This window comes from Enterococcus diestrammenae, assembly GCF_049384045.1.
Classification (GTDB): Bacteria; Bacillota; Bacilli; order Lactobacillales; family Enterococcaceae; genus Enterococcus_C; species Enterococcus_C diestrammenae.
The window spans coordinates 1-679 of the sequence record NZ_JBMRGR010000044.1 but is presented as its reverse complement, the minus strand read 5'-3'; the positions used below and the strand labels follow the sequence as shown (position 1 = coordinate 679).

The window sequence follows — 679 nt, the reverse complement described above, 5'->3', positions numbered from 1 at the left end:
GTACCTTTTAGCGATTCGACAATATCTTTTGAGGAAGCTTTTACCCGAGAATGGAGACATTCTAGGATGTTTTCCTCTTCGATTTTCTCACCACTCAGTAGTAAATCGACTAGCTTTCTACCAGTCTTTCCATAGATATCTGACAAAAATCCCGTTAATTTAATATTTCCTTGTTGGAGGATATTGTGGATACGATTCTTATGTTGGGTTCGCTCGGCAATAAGATGGGTACGAGTTCTAGTGAGGGAACGTAGCTCTTGAATAGCTGTTGGCGGTACATAGCTTTGTGGAACTAACCCCACACGACCAAGTTGGGCAATCCATTCGGCGTCCTTTTGATCAGTTTTTCGACCAGGAATTCCTTTAATGCGTTGAGGATTGGCAAGAATCAATTTGAATCCTTCCTTCTCCAAAACGTTCCAGATAGGACACCAGTATTGTCCGGTACTTTCCATCATAACGGTAGAAATCTCTTGCTCGTGAAGCCATGAGGCTAGTTCTTGTAGCTCGAAGGTCCTTGTCCCAAAAGTTTTAATAAGTTTCTTCGGTCGATTGGTTGAAAGATTTCCCACAAGTGTACAGGCAACGACTGTTTTCTGATGAACATCCAGTCCACAACAACGTTCGACAACGACTTCCATGTAAATCACTCCTCAAAAGTATTGAGTTGTGACAGATT

Annotated in this window: 1 protein-coding gene; it reads right to left on the bottom strand. The window is 42.0% G+C overall.

Annotated elements, in window-relative coordinates; all coding sequences use genetic code 11:
• The coding region (locus ACO03U_RS13725; RefSeq protein ID WP_423104962.1) for an IS110 family RNA-guided transposase at positions 1–641 on the bottom strand (641 nt) is incomplete at its 3' end.
• Positions 642–679: the final 38 nt, after the last annotated feature.